Origin of the sequence: Streptomyces sp. A0592, assembly GCF_004795115.1 — a bacterium.
Classification (GTDB): Bacteria; Actinomycetota; Actinomycetes; order Streptomycetales; family Streptomycetaceae; genus Streptomyces; species Streptomyces erythrochromogenes.
In genome coordinates this window covers 23,303-43,608 of the sequence record NZ_SSBM01000047.1, presented here as the reverse complement: position 1 = coordinate 43,608, position 20,306 = coordinate 23,303, and the positions used below count along the sequence as shown (strand labels likewise).

The 20,306-nt window shown below is 71.9% G+C and carries 21 protein-coding genes; 10 read left to right on the top strand and 11 right to left on the bottom strand.

From position 1 onward, the window contains the following. Positions 1 to 34: 34 nt before the first annotated feature. On the bottom strand, positions 35 to 2,560 hold the full coding sequence (locus tag E6U81_RS35505; RefSeq protein ID WP_033219171.1) for an ATP-dependent Clp protease ATP-binding subunit: 2,526 nt from the start codon (positions 2,558 to 2,560) through the stop codon (positions 35 to 37). Positions 2,561 to 3,022: 462 nt separating this feature from the next. On the opposite strand from E6U81_RS35505, the gene E6U81_RS35495 reads away from it, so the two are divergent. After that, complete coding sequence (locus E6U81_RS35495) at positions 3,023 to 3,607, top strand: SCO3374 family protein (protein ID WP_136234124.1); 585 nt, start codon at positions 3,023 to 3,025, stop codon at positions 3,605 to 3,607. Here E6U81_RS35495 and E6U81_RS35490 read toward each other — a convergent pair. The 7 genes from E6U81_RS35490 to E6U81_RS35465 all read right to left on the bottom strand — a co-directional run bounded on the left by E6U81_RS35490 (position 3,586) and on the right by E6U81_RS35465 (position 7,782). Next, entirely contained in the window at positions 3,586 to 3,924 is a 339-nt protein-coding gene (locus E6U81_RS35490) for an Lsr2 family protein (RefSeq protein ID WP_037921217.1), read from the bottom strand. The two genes, E6U81_RS35495 and E6U81_RS35490, sit on opposite strands and share 22 nt — an antisense overlap. A 165-nt stretch (positions 3,925 to 4,089) precedes the next feature. Further along, positions 4,090 to 4,620 carry an amino-acid N-acetyltransferase gene (locus E6U81_RS35485; RefSeq protein WP_031147806.1) on the bottom strand — a complete coding sequence of 177 codons (531 nt, stop codon included), beginning with the start codon at positions 4,618 to 4,620 and terminating at the stop codon, positions 4,090 to 4,092. 11 nt (positions 4,621 to 4,631) lie between these two features. Then, complete coding sequence (locus E6U81_RS35480) at positions 4,632 to 5,192, bottom strand: BlaI/MecI/CopY family transcriptional regulator (RefSeq protein WP_276615839.1); 561 nt, start codon at positions 5,190 to 5,192, stop codon at positions 4,632 to 4,634. A 115-nt stretch (positions 5,193 to 5,307) separates the two neighbouring features. Then, the gene (locus E6U81_RS40240; protein WP_030961778.1) at positions 5,308 to 5,475 is read right to left on the bottom strand and encodes a hypothetical protein; all 168 of its coding nucleotides are present in this window, start codon (positions 5,473 to 5,475) and stop codon (positions 5,308 to 5,310) included. Between the two features lie 86 nt (positions 5,476 to 5,561). Beyond that, positions 5,562 to 6,146 (bottom strand): hypothetical protein, encoded by a 585-nt coding sequence (locus E6U81_RS35475; RefSeq protein WP_136234122.1) that lies wholly within the window; start codon positions 6,144 to 6,146, stop codon positions 5,562 to 5,564. An 84-nt stretch (positions 6,147 to 6,230) separates the two neighbouring features. Continuing rightward, positions 6,231 to 6,416, bottom strand: coding sequence for a DUF397 domain-containing protein (locus tag E6U81_RS35470; protein WP_030817586.1), 186 nt, complete (start codon positions 6,414 to 6,416; stop codon positions 6,231 to 6,233). A gap of 229 nt (positions 6,417 to 6,645) precedes the next feature. Further along, positions 6,646 to 7,782 carry a beta-eliminating lyase-related protein gene (locus tag E6U81_RS35465; protein ID WP_136234121.1) on the bottom strand — a complete coding sequence of 379 codons (1,137 nt, stop codon included), beginning with the start codon at positions 7,780 to 7,782 and terminating at the stop codon, positions 6,646 to 6,648. A gap of 108 nt (positions 7,783 to 7,890) precedes the next feature. On the opposite strand from E6U81_RS35465, the gene E6U81_RS35460 reads away from it, so the two are divergent. From E6U81_RS35460 to E6U81_RS35440, 5 genes are read left to right on the top strand one after another with little or no spacing between them, the layout of a single operon-like run. Beyond that, positions 7,891 to 8,802 carry a DUF2520 domain-containing protein gene (locus E6U81_RS35460; protein ID WP_206310104.1) on the top strand — a complete coding sequence of 304 codons (912 nt, stop codon included), beginning with the start codon at positions 7,891 to 7,893 and terminating at the stop codon, positions 8,800 to 8,802. Further along, positions 8,799 to 9,791, top strand: a complete 993-nt coding sequence (panC, locus tag E6U81_RS35455; RefSeq protein ID WP_136234120.1) for a pantoate--beta-alanine ligase — start codon at positions 8,799 to 8,801, stop codon at positions 9,789 to 9,791. The genes E6U81_RS35460 and panC overlap by 4 nt, the downstream gene beginning before the upstream one ends. Beyond that, positions 9,788 to 11,524 (top strand): L-aspartate oxidase, encoded by a 1,737-nt coding sequence (locus E6U81_RS35450; RefSeq protein ID WP_136234119.1) that lies wholly within the window; start codon positions 9,788 to 9,790, stop codon positions 11,522 to 11,524. Before panC ends, E6U81_RS35450 begins: the two co-directional genes overlap by 4 nt. Positions 11,525 to 11,526: 2 nt before the next feature. After that, positions 11,527 to 12,495, top strand: a complete 969-nt coding sequence (nadC, locus tag E6U81_RS35445) for a carboxylating nicotinate-nucleotide diphosphorylase (RefSeq protein ID WP_136234118.1) — start codon at positions 11,527 to 11,529, stop codon at positions 12,493 to 12,495. Between the two features lie 3 nt (positions 12,496 to 12,498). Next, positions 12,499 to 13,308: a type III pantothenate kinase gene (locus tag E6U81_RS35440; protein WP_136234117.1), complete on the top strand. Its 810-nt coding sequence runs from the start codon at positions 12,499 to 12,501 to the stop codon at positions 13,306 to 13,308. 66 nt (positions 13,309 to 13,374) lie between these two features. Here E6U81_RS35440 and E6U81_RS35435 read toward each other — a convergent pair whose 3' ends face one another. After that, positions 13,375 to 13,584: a hypothetical protein gene (locus tag E6U81_RS35435; RefSeq protein ID WP_136234116.1), complete on the bottom strand. Its 210-nt coding sequence runs from the start codon at positions 13,582 to 13,584 to the stop codon at positions 13,375 to 13,377. Positions 13,585 to 13,781: 197 nt separating this feature from the next. Between E6U81_RS35435 and E6U81_RS35430 the strand changes: the two genes are divergently transcribed. Next, the gene (locus E6U81_RS35430) at positions 13,782 to 14,906 is read left to right on the top strand and encodes a DUF5937 family protein (protein ID WP_136234115.1); all 1,125 of its coding nucleotides are present in this window, start codon (positions 13,782 to 13,784) and stop codon (positions 14,904 to 14,906) included. Positions 14,907 to 15,166: 260 nt separating this feature from the next. After that, a complete protein-coding gene (locus E6U81_RS35425; protein ID WP_136234114.1) occupies positions 15,167 to 16,720 on the top strand; it encodes a M28 family metallopeptidase in 1,554 nt (517 codons plus the stop codon). Between the two features lie 98 nt (positions 16,721 to 16,818). Here E6U81_RS35425 and E6U81_RS35420 read toward each other — a convergent pair whose 3' ends face one another. Further along, the gene (locus E6U81_RS35420; RefSeq protein WP_136234113.1) at positions 16,819 to 17,838 is read right to left on the bottom strand and encodes an SAM-dependent methyltransferase; all 1,020 of its coding nucleotides are present in this window, start codon (positions 17,836 to 17,838) and stop codon (positions 16,819 to 16,821) included. Between the two features lie 106 nt (positions 17,839 to 17,944). Between E6U81_RS35420 and E6U81_RS35415 the strand changes: the two genes are divergently transcribed. Next, the gene (locus tag E6U81_RS35415) at positions 17,945 to 19,147 is read left to right on the top strand and encodes a sensor histidine kinase (RefSeq protein WP_136234112.1); all 1,203 of its coding nucleotides are present in this window, start codon (positions 17,945 to 17,947) and stop codon (positions 19,145 to 19,147) included. 17 nt (positions 19,148 to 19,164) lie between these two features. After that, positions 19,165 to 19,839, top strand: coding sequence for a response regulator transcription factor (locus tag E6U81_RS35410; protein WP_136234111.1), 675 nt, complete (start codon positions 19,165 to 19,167; stop codon positions 19,837 to 19,839). 43 nt (positions 19,840 to 19,882) lie between these two features. On the opposite strand, the gene E6U81_RS35405 is transcribed toward E6U81_RS35410, so the two are convergent. Then, positions 19,883 to 20,062 (bottom strand): hypothetical protein, encoded by a 180-nt coding sequence (locus tag E6U81_RS35405; RefSeq protein WP_136234110.1) that lies wholly within the window; start codon positions 20,060 to 20,062, stop codon positions 19,883 to 19,885. Positions 20,063 to 20,306 lie beyond the last annotated feature (244 nt).

Here is a 20,306-nt window from a genome sequence, read left to right as displayed (position 1 = left end):
GGCCGCCCCTTGTGGTGCTCGGCGCACCTACGCGTTACGCGCCCTTCGACAGGTCGGGGCCGGAGCCCGTGGCCTCGATCGGGGGAAGGTCGGGCAGGGCCGACTTCTCCTCGCCGCGGAAGGTGAACTTGGCGTCCTCGCCCTCACCCTCCTTGCCGACGACCACGATGTGACCGGGACGCAGCTCGCCGAAGAGGATCTTCTCCGACAGGATGTCCTCGATCTCGCGCTGGATGGTCCGGCGCAGCGGCCGGGCACCCAGGATCGGGTCGTAGCCGCGCTTGGCGAGCAGGAGCTTGGCGTCGCCGCTCAGCTCGATGCCCATGTCGCGGTCCTTCAGGCGCTCGTCGACCTTGGCGATCATGAGGTCGACGATCTGGATGATGTCTTCCTCGGTGAGCTGGTGGAAGACGACCGTGTCGTCGACACGGTTCAGGAACTCGGGCCGGAAGTGCTGCTTGAGCTCTTCGTTGACCTTCGCCTTCATCCGGTCGTAGCCGGTCTTCGTGTCGCCCTGCGCCGCGAAGCCCAGGTTGAAGCCCTTCGAGATGTCCCGGGTACCCAGGTTGGTCGTCATGATGATGACCGTGTTCTTGAAGTCCACGACCCGGCCCTGGGAGTCGGTCAGGCGACCGTCCTCCAGGATCTGGAGAAGGGAATTGAAGATATCCGGGTGGGCCTTCTCGACCTCGTCGAAGAGGACGACGGAGAACGGCTTCCGGCGCACCTTCTCGGTGAGCTGGCCGCCCTCTTCGTAGCCCACGTAACCGGGGGGCGAACCGAAGAGGCGGGAAACCGTGTGCTTCTCGCTGAACTCCGACATGTCGAGGGAGATCAGGGCGTCCTCGTCACCGAAGAGGAATTCGGCGAGCGTCTTGGAGAGCTCGGTCTTACCGACACCGGACGGACCGGCGAAGATGAACGAGCCACCCGGGCGCTTCGGGTCCTTCAGACCCGCACGGGTACGGCGGATCGCCTGGGAGAGCGCCTTGATGGCGTCCTTCTGGCCGATGACACGACGGTGGAGCTCGTCCTCCATGCGGAGCAGTCGCGAGGACTCCTCCTCGGTGAGCTTGAAGACGGGAATGCCGGTCGCGGTCGCGAGGACCTCGGCGATGAGCTCGCCGTCGACCTCGGCGACGACGTCCATGTCGCCGGCCTTCCATTCCTTCTCGCGCTTGGTCTTCGCCGCCAGCAGCTGCTTCTCCTTGTCACGGAGAGACGCCGCCTTCTCGAAGTCCTGGGAGTCGATGGCCGACTCCTTGTCGCGGCGCACGCCCGCGATCTTCTCGTCGAACTCGCGGAGGTCCGGCGGCGCGGTCATCCGGCGGATGCGCATCCGGGAGCCGGCCTCGTCGATCAGGTCGATCGCCTTGTCCGGGAGGAAGCGGTCCGAGATGTAGCGGTCCGCCAGCGTCGCCGCCTGGACGAGGGCCTCGTCCGTGATGGAGACGCGGTGGTGGGCCTCGTAGCGGTCGCGCAGGCCCTTGAGGATCTCGATCGTGTGGGGGAGGGAAGGCTCCGCCACCTGGATCGGCTGGAAGCGGCGCTCGAGGGCCGCGTCCTTCTCGAGGTGCTTGCGGTACTCGTCGAGCGTCGTGGCACCGATGGTCTGGAGCTCACCACGGGCCAGCATGGGCTTGAGGATGCTGGCGGCGTCGATCGCGCCCTCGGCGGCGCCCGCACCCACGAGGGTGTGGAGCTCGTCGATGAACAGGATGATGTCGCCGCGGGTGCGGATCTCCTTGAGCACCTTCTTCAGGCGCTCCTCGAAGTCACCGCGGTAGCGGGAACCGGCGACCAGGGCGCCGAGGTCAAGCGTGTAGAGGTGCTTGTCCTTGAGGGTCTCGGGGACCTCGCCCTTGACGATCGCCTGCGCCAGGCCCTCGACGACGGCGGTCTTGCCGACGCCGGGCTCGCCGATGAGGACCGGGTTGTTCTTGGTACGGCGGGACAGCACCTGCATGACCCGCTCGATCTCCTTCTCGCGCCCGATGACCGGGTCGAGCTTGGATTCGCGGGCAGCCTGGGTGAGGTTGCGGCCGAACTGGTCCAGGACGAGCGAGGTCGAGGGCGTGCCCTCGGCCGGGCCGCCGGCCGTGGCCGACTCCTTGCCCCCGCCGGTGTAGCCGGAGAGCAGCTGGATGACCTGCTGCCGGACTCGGTTGAGATCGGCGCCCAGCTTCACGAGGACCTGGGCTGCGACGCCCTCGCCCTCGCGGATCAGGCCGAGCAGGATGTGCTCGGTGCCGATGTAGTTGTGGCCGAGCTGGAGGGCCTCTCGGAGCGAAAGCTCCAGGACCTTCTTCGCCCGCGGGGTGAAGGGGATGTGGCCGGACGGGGCCTGCTGCCCCTGACCGATGATCTCCTCAACCTGCTGGCGAACAGCCTCGAGCGAAATCCCGAGGCTCTCCAGGGCCTTAGCGGCGACACCCTCACCCTCGTGGATCAAGCCCAGGAGGATGTGCTCGGTGCCGATGTAGTTGTGGTTGAGCATCCGGGCTTCTTCCTGAGCCAGGACGACAACCCGCCGCGCGCGGTCGGTGAACCTCTCGAACATCGTTTATCGCTCCTCAGAGCGGTCGGGCAGTTCGGGGTCGGTCCCCGCCCTGTCCTTCCGCATGCTAGTCCCGTGGGGCGGGACAGCTCATTCCAACTGCCGACATCCGTCCACGGCTCACCCCTGCATCAGCGGGAAAACCGGCTTGAAGAGCCGACAACTGCTCCAACTCGATGGTGCGAGACGATGTTCCCGCAGGCCAGGCAGATACCCGTCATGCGTGTACGCCGATGGCGAACGGAAGCCGGTCAAAACAGCGTGTCGCCCCGATCCACTAGGAATGTCTTACCCGTAAGGGCTGACACTCCATGCCGGTGACGCCGGTTCCCTCCGCTGAGGGCGAACAGAGTTCCGTCTCGAATGTGGGACTCCACCACCGCGGACGTTTACGTTCCGCACATCTGCGAGTGCGGAACGTCACATCTACCGTAACCCCGAAGCGTTTCTGCAGTTGCTCCGGGCATGGCCGCAATCGTCCTGCCGACCGTCCCGCCGCCCCGCGTCGCGCCCGAGGAGGACGCGTACGCCGCCTGGTACGGGAGGGTGCTCGGCTGGACCGTCACGGGCGGGCCGCCGGTGCAGCTCGTGACCGGCATCGGCTTCGACGTCCTGGAGCTGCCGTCGGACGCGGGGACGGCGCTGTTGCGCCGGCCGGTCGCCACGGGTCCGGTGGCCGTGATGGGGCGCCGGATGCGGTTCCTGGTGGCCCCCGGAAGCGCAGAGGAGCTCGACGGACTGCTCGACTGGCTGGAGTGGGGCGGGGTCGCCCTGGATCTGACCGCCCTGGGTGCGGGCGGGCGGATCACCGCCCCGGCTCCTCCGGGGCCGCCCCCGGGAGAAAGCCCCCGGGGGGCCGCCGTGTGGCTGCGACCCCCCGAGCAGGGGTGTGAGGCGCTGCTGCCGGCCCTGCCCGGTCCCGGGCGGGCCGCAGGGCCCGCTCACGGGCCCGATCTCGTACGCCTCGTCGCGGCGGCGGCGACGGAATGCCACCGGGCGCGCCTGGTACGGCGTACGAACCGGGTCCGTCAGCCCTTGGCCTTCTCGTAGGCCTCGCGGATCTCGGCCGGGACGCGGCCCCGGTCGTTCACGTTGTAACCGTTCTCCTTGGCCCACGCGCGGATCTCGGCGGTGTCCGGGTTGCCGGTCGCCGCGGAGGCACGGCCCTTGGCGCGGGCCGCGGTGGCACGGCCACCGGTGCGGCGGCCGCCCTTGGTGTACGGGTCGAGCAGACCGCGGAGCTTTTCAGCGTTGGCGGTGGTGAGGTCGATCTCGTAGGTCTTGCCATCCAGAGCGAACGTCACCGTCTCGTCCGCCTCGCCACCGTCGAGGTCGTCGACAAGAAGGACCTGAACCTTCTGTGCCACCGGGATTTCCTTTCATCGAAAAGCAGTACGCGGAAAGGAAACCGCTTTTGCCTGGAAAACACAAACCCCCCTGGAGAGGTTCAGGACCGCAACGGGGCGGGAAACGTACGCGATTCGGACATAGGCCACAGGTGCGCCGAGCGCCGGAAAAGCTGAGGCCATCGATCAGAGGTGCAGAAGCATCCGACTGTTGCCCAAGGTGTTCGGCTTCACTCGTTCGAGACCGAGGAACTCGGCGACGCCCTCGTCATAGGAACGCAAGAGCTCCATGTAGACATCGGTCTCGACCGGGGTCTCGCCGATCTCGACGAAGCCGTGCTTCGCGAAGAACTCGACTTCGAAGGTCAGGCAGAAAACGCGGCTCACCCCGAGCGCGCGGGCGGTGCTCAACAACTGCTGGAGCACCTGATGGCCGACGCCGGCGCCCTTCAAGTCGCGGTCGACGGCGAGAGTGCGCACTTCGGCCAGGTCTTCCCACATCACGTGGAGTGCACCGCAGCCCACCACCTGTGCATCGGAGTCGCGTTCCGCGACCCAGAACTCCTGGATGTCCTCGTAAAGGACGACCGGTGCTTTGTCGAGCAGGATCCGCTGCTGCACGTACTGGTCGAGGAGGCGGCGCAGCGCGGGAACATCGCGTGTGCGGGCGCGGCGGATCGTCACTGTTTCTGCGTGTGCAGAGGAAAACTCTCCCATGGCTGCGGACGCTATCGCCCCGGCGGCCTCGGGGGCCCGGCGGACTCGTCTTCGGCTTCCGACGGCACGGGGGGTTCTGCGGGAGGTTCTGCGGGAGGTTCTGCGGGAGGTTCTGCGGGAGGTTCTGCGGGAGGTTCTGCGGGAGGTTCTGCGGCGGCTTCGGCGCGGGGTTCGGCGCGGGGTTCGGCCGGGGCCTCGGTGACGGACTCGTCGTCGTACTGCACGACGCGGACGGCGTCCCGGAGGGCTTCGCGCTGTTCCGCGGACATCATGCCGAAGAAGGCGACGAGAGCGGCGGCGGGGTTGTCGCTCGTCGACCAGGCTTCGTTCATCAGTGCGGCCGAGTAGGCGGCGCGGGTGGAGACCGCCGTATATCGATAGGCGCGGCCTTCGGCTTCCCGGCGGACCCAGCCCTTCTGATGGAGATTGTCCATAACGGTCATGACCGTGGTGTACGCGATGGACCGTTCCTGCTGGAGGTCTTCCAGGACTTCCCGAACGGTGACCGGGCGGTTCCACTGCCACACCCGCGTCATGACGGCGTCTTCGAGTTCTCCCAAGGGGCGAGGCACAACAGCACGATAGTGCGGGTTGTGCTGAATTGCCCGACCATTCACTCGGCAACGCGCGACAAAAATCGGGCGCACGGCCTGTACGGCCGGGCGCCCGCGCGGAGGGGTCCGCGCTCTAGTTCTGCTGCTGGCGGGTGGCTTCGGCCCGGGCGATCACGGCGTCGACCGCCGCGTCCTCCTTGGACTTGTTGGAGCCGCCCTGGCTCTTCACGATCGTCACGACGAGGGCGATGAAGAACGCGGCCATCACGAAGGGGGGCACGAGCGCGGAGACGTAGTCCATGCCCCCAGCGTAGCCACACGCGCCCGGGCCGGGCCGGGTGGGTGAGGGGTGCGTCCCGCCCTGTCACCCGGACCTGCCGGGCGCGCTCACATGACGGCGAGCCCGGACGGCGGGGGCGGGGTGGGCTTGCGGCGCGGCGGGAAGACCTCGCCGGGGGTCGGGACCGGCCGTTCGGGGCGCGGGCGCTCCTTGGGCGCGGGCGCCGGGCGTGGGGGCTCCTCCCGGCCGCCCGCCAGGGTCAGCAGTCGGGTGCGCGGCGCGGGGGCCGTGCTCAGGCGCCGCCGTACGGAGCGCTCCGCGACGGCCCGGGCCCGCTCCAGCAGCGCGGCGGCAGCCGGATTGGCCCGCAGTGCGCGCAGGGCGGCGAGGTCGTCGGGGGTCGGCTCGTAGCCGGCGGCGAGGGCCTGCCGGAGCAGTTCCAGGTAGCCGGAGAGGCTGCCGGGCAGGGCGCCCCGGTAGCGGGCCAGATCGTCCAGGACGAAGGCTCTGAGCCGGCCCGCCTCCCGGACCGCTTCGTCCACCGACTGCGCGAGGCGCAGGCAGTCCTGGACCTCCTCGGCCGCCAGGGGGGCCGGGGAGGACTGAAGGGCGTGGGCGAGCGAACGCCTGAGCACGTGCAGCTCAGCAGCGCTGAACGCCATGCCGCCGCGGGATCCGTAGGGCGTGGGCATGGGGCCGAAGATACGCGCTAATCGGACAAAATCCCCTCAGGAGGGGCAGCTGCGGCGCGGCGTGGCCGGAGGCCGGCTCCGGCCTCAGCCGGTCTCCTTGACCGCGCGCAGGAAGTCCGCCCAGGCGGCCTGGGTCGTGGCGAGGACCAGATGGGCGGGGTCGACGCGGTCGGCGACCTTGACGAGGGCTCCGGGGGTGACGGCGACGTAGACGCAGGCGTCGCCGTCGCCGCAGAACGAGGACTTCCGCCACGCGGGCTGAGCGGTCATGGTGTCTCCTCCGGGCACGGTGGCCGGTAATTGCGGTCAAAGGACGGTAACTCCGTGGCCGGTCCTCACCGGCGACTTTCGCGCAATTCGGCGTTTCGCCGCTTCCCTCCGGGGGTGCGGGTGGTACGGGCCGGGGCGGTCCGGTGCAGGCCGGCGACTGTCGGCGGGCCGCGGGCACGGCCGGGCCGGCGGGCCGGGGCGGGGCCGTTTCCGGCCCCGCCGGGCGGCGTCAGATCCGGGACACGAAGGCCGAGACCGCCTCGTGGACGTCCGCTTCCGTCCATGCCAGGCCCGGCTGCGTGACGTCCACCTCGGTCACCGCGAGGCCCGGCGGCCCCCCGGCCGACCAGCGGCGGAAGAGGACCGTGCCCGTCTCCTCCGCCTGCCGCAGGCCCGCATCCGTCAACCGGTCCGGCTCGTACGGCAGCCACACCTGGAACTGGTGCGTGTGCGGCTCCTCGGGGTGGACGCGCGACCACGGCACGCCGGACTTCGCGAGGGCCTCGCGCAGTGCCCCGGCCACCACCCGCGCCTGGGCCACATACGACGGCAGCCGCGGCAGCTCCCGCTCCAGCCCTGCCAGCGCGGCCAGGGCCTGCGGGAACTGGCGGAAGATCTGGCCCCCGTAGCGGTGGCGCCAGACCCTGGTCTCCTCGACGAACTCCCGCGACCCGGCCAGGGCCGCCCCGCTCAGACCGCCGAGCGACTTGTAGAACGAGACGTACACGGAGTCGGCGAGCCCGGCGATCTCCGGCAGCGGGCGGCCGAAGTGGACGGTGGACTCCCACAGCCGGGCCCCGTCGAAGTGGATCGCCGCCTCCCGCTCCCGGCCCGCCTCCACCAGCGCCCGGAGCTCGTCCCAGGTGGGCAGCAGGAACCCGGCCTCGCGCAGCGGCAGCTCCAGCATCAGCGTGCCGAAGGGCTCCCGGACGGCCTCGACCTCCTCCGCGGTCATCTGCTGCGCCCCGGTCGTCGGGTGGACGACCCGCAGTCCGGAGACCGTCGACAGGGCCTCGCCCTCCCACATCTCCGGGTGGCTCATCGGGTGCAGCGCCACGGCCGGGTTCCCGGTCCGGCCGGCCCAGCAGCGCAGGGCGACCTGCTGCGCCATCGTGCCGCTGGGGAAGAACGCGGCGTCCTGCGTCCCGAGCAGCTCCGCGACCCGCCGCTCCAGCTCCGCGACGACCCCGTCGCCGTAGATGTCGCCGGGCGCGTCCATGTCGTAGTCGTACCGGGCCTCGGCGAGCCGTGCCAGGGCTTCACCCACCGTGTCCTCGCGCGGACTGCGGGTCAGGGCCCGGTCCGCCGCCCGCCAGGCCGCCACGAGCCGGGCCGTGTACTGCGTCTCGTCGTCGCTGTCGCTCATGACCCCTGATCCTCGCCCCTCGTCACCGACCGGCCAAGAGCCCCACGGGCTAGCATGGCGGCGTATCGTCCGGTACCCCCGCGGACTGGAACGGAAGGCATTCCCCGCGTGAATCCATCACAGCAGCCACGCCCTGCCCGGCTCGCCGTCGGCGTCGTCGGGGCCGGCCGGGTCGGCCCGGCGCTGGCCCGTGCGCTCCAGCAGGCGGGCCACCGCCCCGTCGCCGTGTCGGGCGTCTCCGACACCTCCGTCCGCCGCGCCGCGCGGATGCTGCCCGACGTGCCGCTGGTGCCGCCCGCGCGGGTGCTGGAAGTGTCCGACCTGGTCCTGCTGACCGTTCCCGACGACGCGCTGCCGGCGCTCGTGGAGGGGCTCGCGGAGACCGGTGCGGTCCGGCCCGGCCAGCTCCTCGTGCACACCTCCGGCCGGTACGGGACCGCCGTGCTGGACCCGGCGCGCCGGGCGGGCGCCCTGCCGCTGGCCCTGCACCCCGCGATGACCTTCACCGGCACCGAGGTCGACGTGCAGCGGCTGGCCGGCTGCTCCTTCGGCGTCACCGCCCCCGACGAGCTGCGGCTGGCCGCCGAGGCCCTGGTCATCGAGATGGGCGGGGAGCCCGAGTGGATCGCCGAGGAGAACCGCGCGCTCTACCACGCGGCCCTCGCCCTCGGCGCGAACCACCTGGTCACGCTGGTCGCCCAGTCGCTGGAGCTGCTGCGCAAGGCAGGGGTGGCGCACCCCGACCGGATGCTCGGCCCGCTGCTCGGCGCGGCCCTCGACAACGCCCTGCGCTCCGGGGACGCGGCCCTGACCGGGCCGGTGGCCCGCGGTGACGCGGGGACGGTCGCCGCGCACGTCGCTGAGCTGCGGCGGCACGCGCCGGGCGCGGTCGCCGGGTACCTGGCCATGGCCCGCACCACCGCCGACCGGGCCCTCGCGCACGGTCTGCTCAAGCCCGAACTCGCCGAGGACCTGCTCGGCGTACTCGCCGACACGGACCCTGACGGGGGCGATCAGTGACCGAGCTGCTGCTGCACACCGCCGATGAGCTGCACAAGCTGCCGCGCACCGGGCGGCGGGCCGTGGTGATGACCATGGGCGCCCTGCACGAGGGCCACGCCACCCTGGTCCGGACCGCCCGTGAACTGGCCGGGCCCGAGGGCCAGGTCGTCGTCACCGTCTTCGTCAACCCGCTGCAGTTCGGGGCGGGCGAGGACCTCGACCGCTACCCCCGCACCCTCGACGCGGACCTGGCGATCGCCGAAGGGGCCGGTGCCGACGCGGTGTTCGCCCCCGCCGTCGACGAGGTCTACCCGGGCGGGGACCCGCAGGTGCGGATCACCGCCGGCCCGATGGGCGAGCGCCTCGAAGGGGCCACCCGGCCCGGCCACTTCGACGGGATGCTGACCGTCGTCGCCAAGCTGCTCCACCTGACCCGCCCCGACCTGGCCCTCTTCGGCCAGAAGGACGCGCAGCAACTGGCCCTGATCCGGCGGATGGTGACCGACCTGAACTTCCCCGTCGAGGTGGTCGGTGTCCCGACCGTCCGCGAGGAGGACGGCCTGGCCCTGTCGTCCCGCAACCGCTACCTCTCCCCCGCGGACCGGCAGACCGCCCTGGCGCTGTCCCGCGCCCTGTTCGCCGGGCGCGACCGGCTCGCCGCCCAGGCGGCTCTGCGGGCCCGCGCCGAGGCCGCCCCGGCCACCGACGAGCGGGCCACCGCCCTGGCCAGACTGGGCGAGATCCGCGCCTCGGCCGACGCGCACGCCGTCTCGGCGGCCTGCGCGGGCCTGCCCGACGCGGTCCGGGCCGCGGCAGGGCACGTGCTGGACGACGCGGCCCGCTCGGAGCCGCCGCTCGTGCTGGACTACCTGGCGCTGGTGGACCCGAAGGACTTCACCGAGGCCGGTCCCGACTTCACCGGGCAGGCCGTGCTGGCCGTCGCCGCGAAGGTGGGCACGACCCGGCTGATCGACAACATCCCATTGGAATTCGGAGCACACTCGTGAGCACCCCTGGCAGAGGTCCGGCCGGCAGCACCGGCATACGGCTGCACGCGCCGGCGCCCGGCTGGTCCCTCGACGCCGACGTCGTGGTCGTCGGCTCCGGCGTGGCGGGTCTGACCGCCGCGCTGCGCTGCGCGGCCGCCGGCCGCCGTACCGTCGTGGTCACCAAGGCCCGGCTCGACGACGGCTCCACCCGCTGGGCGCAGGGCGGTATCGCCGCTGCCCTGGGCGAGGGCGACACCCCCGAGCAGCACCTCGACGACACCCTGGTCGCGGGCGCCGGCCTGTGCGACGAGGAGGCCGTACGGCTGCTGGTCACCGAGGGCCCGGACGCGGTGCGGCGGCTGATCGACACCGGCGCGGTCTTCGACACCTCCGCCGCGACCGGCGAGATAGAGCTGACCCGGGAGGGCGGCCACCACCGCCGGCGGATCGCGCACGCGGGCGGCGACGCCACCGGCGCCGAGATCTCGCGGGCGCTGGTCGAGGCCGTGCACGCGGCGGGCATAGAGACCGTGGAGAACGCGCTCGTCCTCGACCTCCTGCAGGACGCGCAGGGCCGTACGGCCGGCGTCACCCTGCACGTCATGGGCGAGGGCCAGCACGACGGCGTCGGCGCCGTCCACGCCCCCGCCGTGATCCTCGCGACGGGCGGCATGGGCCAGGTCTTCTCCGCCACGACCAACCCGTCGGTGTCCACCGGCGACGGCGTGGCGCTCGCGCTGCGTGCCGGGGCCGAGGTCTCCGACCTGGAGTTCGTGCAGTTCCACCCGACGGTGCTGTTCCTCGGCCCGGACGCCGAGGGGCAGCAGCCGCTGGTGTCGGAGGCGGTGCGGGGCGAGGGCGCGTACCTCGTCGACGCGGACGGCGTGCGCTTCATGGTGGGCCAGCACGAGCTCGCCGAGCTGGCCCCGCGCGACATCGTCGCCAAGGGCATCATGCGCCGCATGCAGGAGCAGGGCGCGCAGCACATGTACCTGGACGCCCGGCACTTCGGTGCGGCCATGTGGGAGCAGCGCTTCCCGACCATCCTCGCGGCCTGCCGCGCGCACGGCATCGACCCGGTGACGGAGCCCATCCCGGTGGCGCCGGCCGCGCACTACGCCTCCGGCGGGGTGCGGACCGACCTGCAGGGCCGCACGACCGTCCCCGGCCTGTACGCCTGCGGCGAGGTCGCGTGCACGGGCGTGCACGGCGCGAACCGGCTCGCCTCCAACTCGCTGCTGGAGGGGCTGGTCTTCGCCGAGCGGATCGCGGAGGACATCACCGCGCAGGAGCACGGCGGGGGCGGCCCCGGCGTGCCGGTCCCCTCGACCGGCCCGCTGCAGCCCGCCGGTGCCCGGTACGAGGTCCAGCGGATCATGACGGACGGCGCGGGCGTGCTCCGCTCCGCCCGTTCGCTTCAGCAGGCGGCCGAGGCCCTCGAAGGGCTGTACGCCACCGCCCTGAACGATCTCGAAGCGCACGGCAAGACCGCAGAGCCCGGCGTGGACACCTGGGAGGCCACGAACCTGCTGTGCGTGGCACGGGTCCTGGTCGCCGCCGCGCGGCGGCGCGAGGAGACCCGCGGCTGCCACTGGCGCGAGGACCACCCGGACCGGGACGATGCCCGGTGGCGCCGCCACCTGGTGGTCCGGCTCTCGGCCACCGAGAAGCGGGCCCTGGTCGTCGTACCCACCGACTCCGCGGACTTCCCGTCCGTGCACCCCCTGAGCAACCCGAGCCTGGAGCAGTGACCGTGAGCACCCCCGAACTTCCCCTGATCGACCAGAACGACGGCGGCTGCGGCGACGACTGCGCCTGCGGCGACGGCGAGGAGAGCGGCCTCGACCCGGCGCTCGCCGAGCTGCTGGCGGACGCGGGCCTGGACCCCATCGAGGTCGAGGACATCGCGCACATGGCGCTCTCCGAGGACCTCGACGGCGGCGTGGACGTCACCACCGTGGCCACGGTCCCCGAGGACGCCGAGGCCGTCGCCGACTTCGTCGCCCGCGAGGACGGTGTCGTGGCGGGCCTGCGCATCGCCGAGGCGGTGTTCTCCGTGGTGTGCACGGAGGCCTTCGAGGTGGAGCGGCACGCGGAGGACGGCGACGCCGTCAAGGCCGGCGAGGTGCTGCTGTCGGTCCGCGCCCGCACCCGCGACCTGCTGACGGCCGAGCGCAGCGCGCTGAACATCCTGTGCCGGCTGTCCGGCATCGCGACGGCCACCCGCCGCTGGGCCGACGTCCTGGAGGGCACGAAGGCCAGGGTCCGCGACACCCGCAAGACCACGCCGGGCCTGCGTTCGCTGGAGAAGTACGCGGTCCGCTGCGGCGGCGGCGTCAACCACCGCATGTCCCTGTCGGACGCGGCGCTGGTCAAGGACAACCACGTGGTGGCCGCGGGCGGCGTCGCGCAGGCCTTCAACGCGGTGCGCGAGGCGTTCCCGGAGGTCCCGATCGAGGTCGAGGTCGACACGATGCACCAGGTCCGCGAGGTCCTGGACGCGGGCGCCGACCTGATCCTGCTGGACAACTTCACGGTTCCGGAGACCGAGGAGGCCGTCACGCTGGTCGCCGGCCGCGCGGTGCTGGAGTCCTCGGGCCGGCTCACGCTGGACACCGCCCGGGCGTACGCGGAGACCGGGGTGGACTACCTGGCGGTCGGCGGGCTGACCCACTCCTCGCCGATCCTGGACATCGGTCTCGATCTGCGCGAGGCGGTGTAACCCGTGCTGCTCACCATCGACGTAGGCAACACCCACACGGTCCTGGGCCTGTTCGACGGTGACGAGATCGTCGAGCACTGGCGCATCTCGACCGACCCGCAGCGCACGGCCGACGAGATGGCCGTGCTGATGCAGGGGCTGATGGGCATGCACCCGATGCTCGGCAGCGAGCTGGGCGACGGGATCCACGGCATCGCGATCTGCTCGGCGGTGCCGTCGGTCCTGCACGAGCTGCGCGAGGTGACCCGCCGCTACTACGGCGACGTGCCCGCGGTGATCGTGGAGCCCGGCACGAAGACGGGCGTGCCGATCCTGATGGACAACCCGAAGGAGGTCGGCGCGGACCGCATCGTGAACGCGGTCGCGGTGGTCGAGCTCTACGGGGGCCCGGCGATCGTGGTGGACCTCGGTACGGCGACCACCTTCGACGCGGTGTCCGCGAAGGGCGAGTACGTGGGCGGGGTGATCTCCCCGGGCATCGAGATCTCGATGGACGCGCTCGGCGTACGGGGCGCGCAGCTGCGCAAGATCGAGCTGGCCCGGCCGCGCCACGTGATCGGCAAGTCCACGGTCGAGGCGATGCAGTCGGGCGTGATCTACGGTTTCGCGGGTCAGGTCGACGGGGTCGTGGCCCGGATGGCCAAGGAGCTGGCCGGGCCGAACGGCGATCCGGACGACGTGCGGGTCATCGCGACCGGCGGTCTGGCCCCGATGGTGCTGGGCGAGTCGTCGGTGATCGACGACCACGAGCCGTGGCTGACGCTGATCGGGCTGCGGCTGGTGTACCAGCGCAACGTGCCGAGCTTCGAGTAGCCGGCCGGCCCGGTCCCGTCCGTCAGGGGTGGGACCGGGTCCCCGCCGCGGCCGGCGGTCCGGGCCTCAGCACGGGTGCGGGCGGGTCAGTATCCGGCGCAGGGCGGCGCGCCAGGGGTGGCGGGCCTCGCCGCCGTCCAGGACGGCCTGGAACTGCTGGTCGGAGCGGATGGCGCGGACGACGGCCACGTCGTCGCGACCGGGCGGCGGGGGCATGGGGTCCCCGTGCTGGGACGCGCGGTAGGTGTCGATGAGGTACTGCTCGATCGCTGTCATGACTCCACCCTCACCCCGTCGGCCCCGTCCCGCACGACGGTTGACGTTCCCCGTCAATCGTCCCGGCCGGGAGCCGCCCCGGGCGGGGACGATCACTCGTCCGGCGGCCGTGCCGGGACCCGCGCGGCCACCCGTACGGACGCCCCGGGCGCCCGGACCGGACCTCCCCCACGTGCGGGAACGGACAGAATGGGGCGATGAGCGTCACCATCGACATCGCCGGGCTCCCCCGCGAGCGGATCACCTTCGCGCCCTCCCCGCTGGCGGAGCTCTGCATGGCCCTGCACGCTCTCTCGCAGCCGTCGCACCACCCGCGGCTCGCCTCCTGGACGACCGCCACCTCCGCCTCGCTCGATCCGTGCCTCGCGGACCGCCTGCTGGAGGCCGACTTCATGTGGCGCAGCTCCTTCTCCGACATCTTCATGGCCTTCGCCGGGGTCCCCGGTGGGGCCGGGCGGCCGGCGGCGACGCTCGCCGAGGAGCTCGACGTGGTCGACCGGCTGGACGACGAGCGGTTCGTGGGGGCCGCCCTGGAGCACTGCCATCTGGGGCTCTACAACGAGGGCGGCGGGCCCTCGCCGCTGAAGGACCCGGCGGCCCGGGCCAGGGCGCTGGAGGCGGCCGCCGCCCGCGGCCCGCACCAGCTGGACTTCTCCGTGCGGCTGCTGGACGACACCGCGGCCGTGCGGGTGTGGCTCAGGCGGCTGCTGGAGGACTGCGACGAGGCGTTCTTCGCCGAGACGTGGAAGCGCCTGGAGCCCGGGCAGAGCGCCGACGCCCGGCACAAGGCCGAGCTGCTGCGCCGCAGGGGCCTGCAGGCCGCGCTGAAGGACGTCTCGACGGCGCTGAGCGTCGACGAGGGCCTCACCACCATCACCGCCGACAAGATGGTCCACGGGGCCACCACGGCCACCGACCCCCGAATAGGCAGCGGCCTCGTCTTCGTGCCGACCGACTTCGGCTGGCCGCATCTGCTGGTGCTGCACGCACCGCGGTGGCGGCCGGTGGTCCACTATCCGCTCGACACCCCCCGGCCGGCCGCCGGGCCGGGCTCGGTGGAGCTGCTCCAGCGGCGGATGGAGGCGCTGGCGCACCCGATGCGGATGATGCTGTGCCGGAGTCTGGCCCGGGCCCCGTACACGACGAGCGAACTGGCGAACGTGTACGGGATCACCGCGCCGGAGGTGTCGCGGCACCTGGCCGTCCTGAAAAGGGCCGGTCTGATGCATACGCGGAGGCAAGGCCGTTATGCCCAGCACCAGTTGGATCTGGGTGCTGTCGCCCGCATCGGGTCGGACTTCATCGAGGGCATCCTCCGGTAGGCCCTCCGACGGGGACAACCGGCAGGTGGATGGCTGGATTTGACCGGCCCAGACTCACCGATATACGGAATTCATAAACCGAAATCAGCGAAAACTCTGGCCATGATGGCCGCTTGCTGTCTAACGTGCGCTCACTGTTCCCCCACGTAACGCGCACCGCGTCCGCAGGACCGGCCCGCCGCGTTCCGCTGCGCTGTGCCTGCTCCGCCTTGTCGTGCCCAGCTACGCCTGCCCCGCTCGCCTGTCGTGGAAGGATCTTCATGCCCTCACGCCGTATAGCCGCAGCAACCGCCGCCCTGGCAGCCGCGGCCCTCGTCTCGCCCCTGCTGCTCGCCGGACCGGCCGGTGCCACCGGTAGCCCGCAGAGCGACGCCGCCAAGGCGGACGCGCTGGCCCGGAAGCTGGTCAAGGACGCGACCGGCAAGGGAGCCTTCAACCACCTCAAGGTCCTGCAGTCGATCGCCGACTACAACAACGGCAACCGGGCGGCCGGTTCCAAGGGCCACGAGCAGTCGGCCAAGTACGTCGAGGCCGTGATGAAGGCGGCCGGCTACAAGGTCACCCGCAACGAGTTCGACTTCGTCTTCGTCGAGACCATCGAGGAGAAGCTCACGGTCAACGGTGCGAGCGGGCGCGACGTCCCGATCCACCTGATGACCTACACGGCGAACTCCCCCGAGGGCGGTGTGACGGCCCCGGTCGCCGTCGCCCCGGTCGACGCGGACGGGACCAACGGCTGCGAGCCCGGCGACTTCGCCGCCGGCGCCTTCACCGGCAAGATCGCCCTGGTCAAGCGCGGCGGCTGCACCTTCGCGGTGAAGCAGCAGAACGCGGCGGACGCCGGTGCGGTCGGCGCGGTCATCTACAACAACACCGCGGGCGCCCTGAACGGCACCATAGGCGACCCGGCCGCGGGCAAGGTCCCCACGGGCGGCATCACCCAGGAGGACGGCGAGAAGCTGGCCGCCGAAGCCGCCGCGGGCCCGGTCGAGCTCACCCTCGACATCCGCGAGCTGCGGGAGAACCGCAAGACCTTCAACGTGGTCGCCGAGACCAAGGGCGGCGACGAGAACAACACGGTCTTCCTCGGCGCCCACCTCGACTCGGTCGCGGCCGGCCCGGGCATCAACGACAACGGATCCGGCTCCGCCGGCATCCTCCAGGTCGCCCAGCGGCTCGCGAGCGAGCAGAAGAAGATCAAGAACAAGGTCAAGTTCGCCTGGTGGTCGGCGGAGGAGTTCGGTCTGCTCGGCTCCGAGGCGTACGTCGCCGGTCTGACCGACGCGCAGAAGAAGCAGATCAAGCTCTACCTCAACTTCGACATGATCGGCTCGCCGAACGCCGCGTACTTCGTGTACGACGGCGACGACTCGGACGGCGTCGGCGCGGGCCCCGGCCCGGAGGGCTCCGCCCAGCTGGAGAAGGGGATCACCGACTTCCTCGACTCCAAGAAGATCCCGCACGCGGGCACGGACTTCTCCGGCCGCTCGGACTACGGCCCCTTCATCGAGGTCGGCATCCCGTCCGGCGGCACCTTCACCGGCGCCGAGGGCATCAAGACGCCCGAGGAGGCCGCGAAGTTCGGCGGCCAGGCCGGTGTCGCCTACGACGTGAACTACCACGGCGAGGGTGACGACATCACCAACATCGACCAGAAGGCGCTCGACATCAACGTCGACGTCATCGCGGACGCGGTCGGCCACTACGCCTGGGACCTCGCCCCGCTGTCGAAGCCGGTCGTGTCGAAGCCGACCCCCGGCGGCAGCGGCGGTGGCGGTGGTCTGCACCCGGGCCACGACGAGGTGAAGCAGTAGCCTCCGGCACCCGCGCGGTGTCATGAGGAGGGGCCGGATCCCGATCGGGGTCCGGCCCCTCCCCCGTGTCCGCCACCGGCCGGCCGGTCCCGCGCCGGTCAGGCCTGCGTCGGCCCGGTCTCCGGATCCGGCCCCGGTACCGGCCCCGGATGCGGCCAGGGCGGCACGCCCACCGGCTGGACCAGCCAGCCGAAGGCGCCCAGGCCGGAGCGGGAGGTCAGCTCCGCCGCCTCACCGGCCGCGGCCAGTGCCCGTACGTAGGCCGCCGGGTCCGAGGAGGCCAGGGCGAGCGGGGGCCGGGCGCCCGAGACCCCGAGGGCGGTCAGCGCCTCGCGCTGGGTCAGCAGCACCGATCCCGGCCCGGCGCAGGCGTCCAGCGCCACGTGGGCGGTGACGTCGCAGCTGCCGTCCGGGACCGCCGCGACCTCCCGGCCGCCCCGAAAGCCCGTCAGGGTGCCGAAGGGGGGCCGGGCCTGCCGGGTGTGGGCGTAGTCCACCGCCACCGCCAGGCCCCGCTCCAGGCTCCCGGCGGCCGCCGCCCAGGCCTCGTCGCGCGGGCGGCCGATCTCCGCGCGGCCGCCGCCCGGCCACCACCGCTCCAGCCAGGCCCGGTCCGCTTCCTCCAGCGGGCCGCCCCGGCTCTCCGTACCGTCCGGCGCGACCAGGACGTAGTGCCCGTCCTCGGCGACGTCGAGGGGGACGTTGTCCAGCCACTCGTTGGCGAAGAGCAGCCCGGTCACCCGCCCGGGCACCTCCCCGGTCCAGCGGATCCGCGGGTCGAGCCCCTCGGGCCGCCCGGCGCGTTCGACGGCGTACGGGCGCACGCGCGCGGCCGTCTCCGGGTCCAGCGCGGCGAGCACCCCGGACAGCAGCTCCGCCCGCCCGGCCCCCACGTCGACGAGGTCGAGCTCCCGCGGCCGCCCGAGCTCCGCGTCCACCCACCGCAGCAGCCGGGCCACGGCCCCGGCGTACAGGGCGGAGGCGTGCACGGAGGTGCGGAAGTGGCCGGCCGGACCCGGGCCCGCGGGACGCACGTAGAAGCCGTCGGGCCCGTACAGCGCGGCCTCCGTCGCACTGCGCCACCGGACCGCGGCGGTGGGTTCACCAGGAGTGCTCATCACCGAAGGCTATGCTCACCCTCCACCTTGGGGAGTATGTCCCCGGTGTCAGGTTCGGACCTCTGGTTGACTCCAGCACCTATCACCGTTCCCTACGCTGGGTTACGTGCAGCGCCTCTACGACTTCCTCCGCAGACACCCGACGGGCGTCGACAGCTTCTGGGCTGTGCTCTTCTTCGGGGTCTCGATGCTGAACGTCACGGGCGAGCCCGACATCAGCAGGCCCCTGAAGATCGTCGCCGTCCCCGTGGTGATCGCTCTGAGCACGGCCCTGGCCCTGCGCCGCAAGTGGACGCAGGCGATGTTCTGGCTCACCCTCGGAGCGGGCCTGCTCCAGCTGCTCGCGGGGATCGTCGCGGGGTTCTACGACATCGCGATGTTCGTGATCCTCTACACGGTCGCCGCGAGCGAGGTCCCGCGCTGGGTCTCGCGCACCGCGCTGGGCTGGGGGCTGGTGGCCGCGCCGCTCTACTTCCTGCGGTACGGCGTGGACAAGGGCGCCAACGACGTCGACAACGTCCTCTTCGCCATCTTCATGATCGTCCCCTTCGTGCTGGCCTGGGTGCTGGGCGACTCCCTGCGCACCCGGCGGGCCTATTACGCCCAGCTGGTCGAGCGCAACCAGCGGCTGGAGAAGGAGCGCGAGGCCCAGTCCAAGGTGGCCGTGGCCGCCGAGCGCGCCCGGATCGCCCGCGAGCTGCACGACGTCGTCGCGCACAACGTCTCGGTGATGGTCGTCCAGGCGGACGGCGCCGCGTACGTCATGGACGTGGCCCCCGAGCAGGCCAAGGAGGCCCTCCAGACCATCTCCGGCACCGGGCGCCAGGCCCTCGCCGAGATGCGCCGACTGCTCGGCGTCCTGCGCACCGGCGAGCCTCAGGAGTCCGAGGACTACGTCCCGCAGCCCGACGTCGAGCAGATCGAGGTCCTGGTCGAGCAGGTACGGGCGGCCGGGCTCACGGTGGACTTCGAGGTCGAGGGCGCCCCGCGGCAGCTGCCCAGCGGTGTCGAGCTGACGGCGTACCGGATCGTGCAGGAGGCCCTGACCAACACCCGCAAGCACGGCGGCCCCGAGGCCAGTGCCAGCGTCCGGCTGGTCTACTTCGACGACGGGCTCGGCCTGCTGGTCGAGGACGACGGCCGCGGCGCGGCCCACGAGCTGTACGAGGACGGCGGCGCGGACGGCGCCGGACACGGGCTGATCGGCATGCGCGAGCGGATCGGTATGGTCGGCGGAACCCTGGACGCGGGGCCGCGGCCCGGTGGCGGCTTCCGGATCAGCGCACTGCTGCCCCTGAAGAAGAGATGACGAGGACGAGGTAACTGATGTCCATCCGAGTGATGCTGGTCGACGACCAGGTCCTGCTGCGCACCGGCTTCCGCATGGTGCTCGCCGCCCAGCCGGACATGGAGGTCGTCGCCGAGGCGGGTGACGGCCTGGAGGCGCTGGAGGTGCTGCGGGCCACGAAGGTGGACGTGGTGCTGATGGACGTCCGCATGCCGAGGCTCGACGGTGTCGAGGCGACGCGGCGGATCTGCGAGCCCGCGGAACACCCGAAGGTGATCATCCTGACCACCTTCGACCTGGACGAGTACGCCTTCTCGGGCCTGAAGGCGGGCGCGAGCGGCTTCATGCTGAAGGACGTGCCGCCGGCCGAACTGCTCGGCGCCATCCGCTCGGTGCACAGCGGGGACGCGGTGGTGGCCCCGTCCACGACCCGGCGCCTGCTGGACCGCTTCGCGCCGATGCTGCCGACGACGACGCAGGAGCCGGAGCACAAGGAGATCGAGCGGCTGACGGAGCGCGAGCGCGAGGTCATGCTGCTGGTGGCGCAGGGCCTGTCGAACGGCGAGATCGCGGCGCGGCTGGTCCTGTCCGAGGCGACGGTCAAGACCCACGTGGGCCGCATCCTGACCAAGCTGGGCCTGCGCGACCGGGTCCAGGTGGTGGTCCTTGCCTACGAGACGGGCCTGGTCCGCGCGGGCGGCGGGACCGGCTGACCCCGGGCGCCGCGACCGGGCGGCTCCACCGGGGAGGAACTCCTCAGCCGTCGCGATCCTCGTCGTCGGCGAACCGCGTCTCAAGGGCGTCGGCGTAGCCGTCGAGGGGGTCGTCGGTCTCCACGACGGCGAAGCGGCACCTGCTGTCCTTGAGGGACAGCAGGGAGGTCCGCTCGGCGCGCAGTCCGCTGACCGCGGGGTCGATCGCCTTCATGAGGTTCACGTCGGACGCGCACATCACCGTCGTGACGGGCGAAGAAGTCGCGCCAGAAGCAGCGTCGGACGTCCATCTCGAAGAGCCCCGGCTCCGGCCGTTGGAAATCGAACCGGAAGTGGGCAGGGTAGAGCTTCACCATCACGCGGCACGTCTTCGCGATCTTGTCGAGCGCGTGGTCCCGCTCGTTGAGCGCCGAGAAGGCCAGGTCGTACGGGCGCCTCAGCACTGGGGTCATGCCTTGTCGATGGCC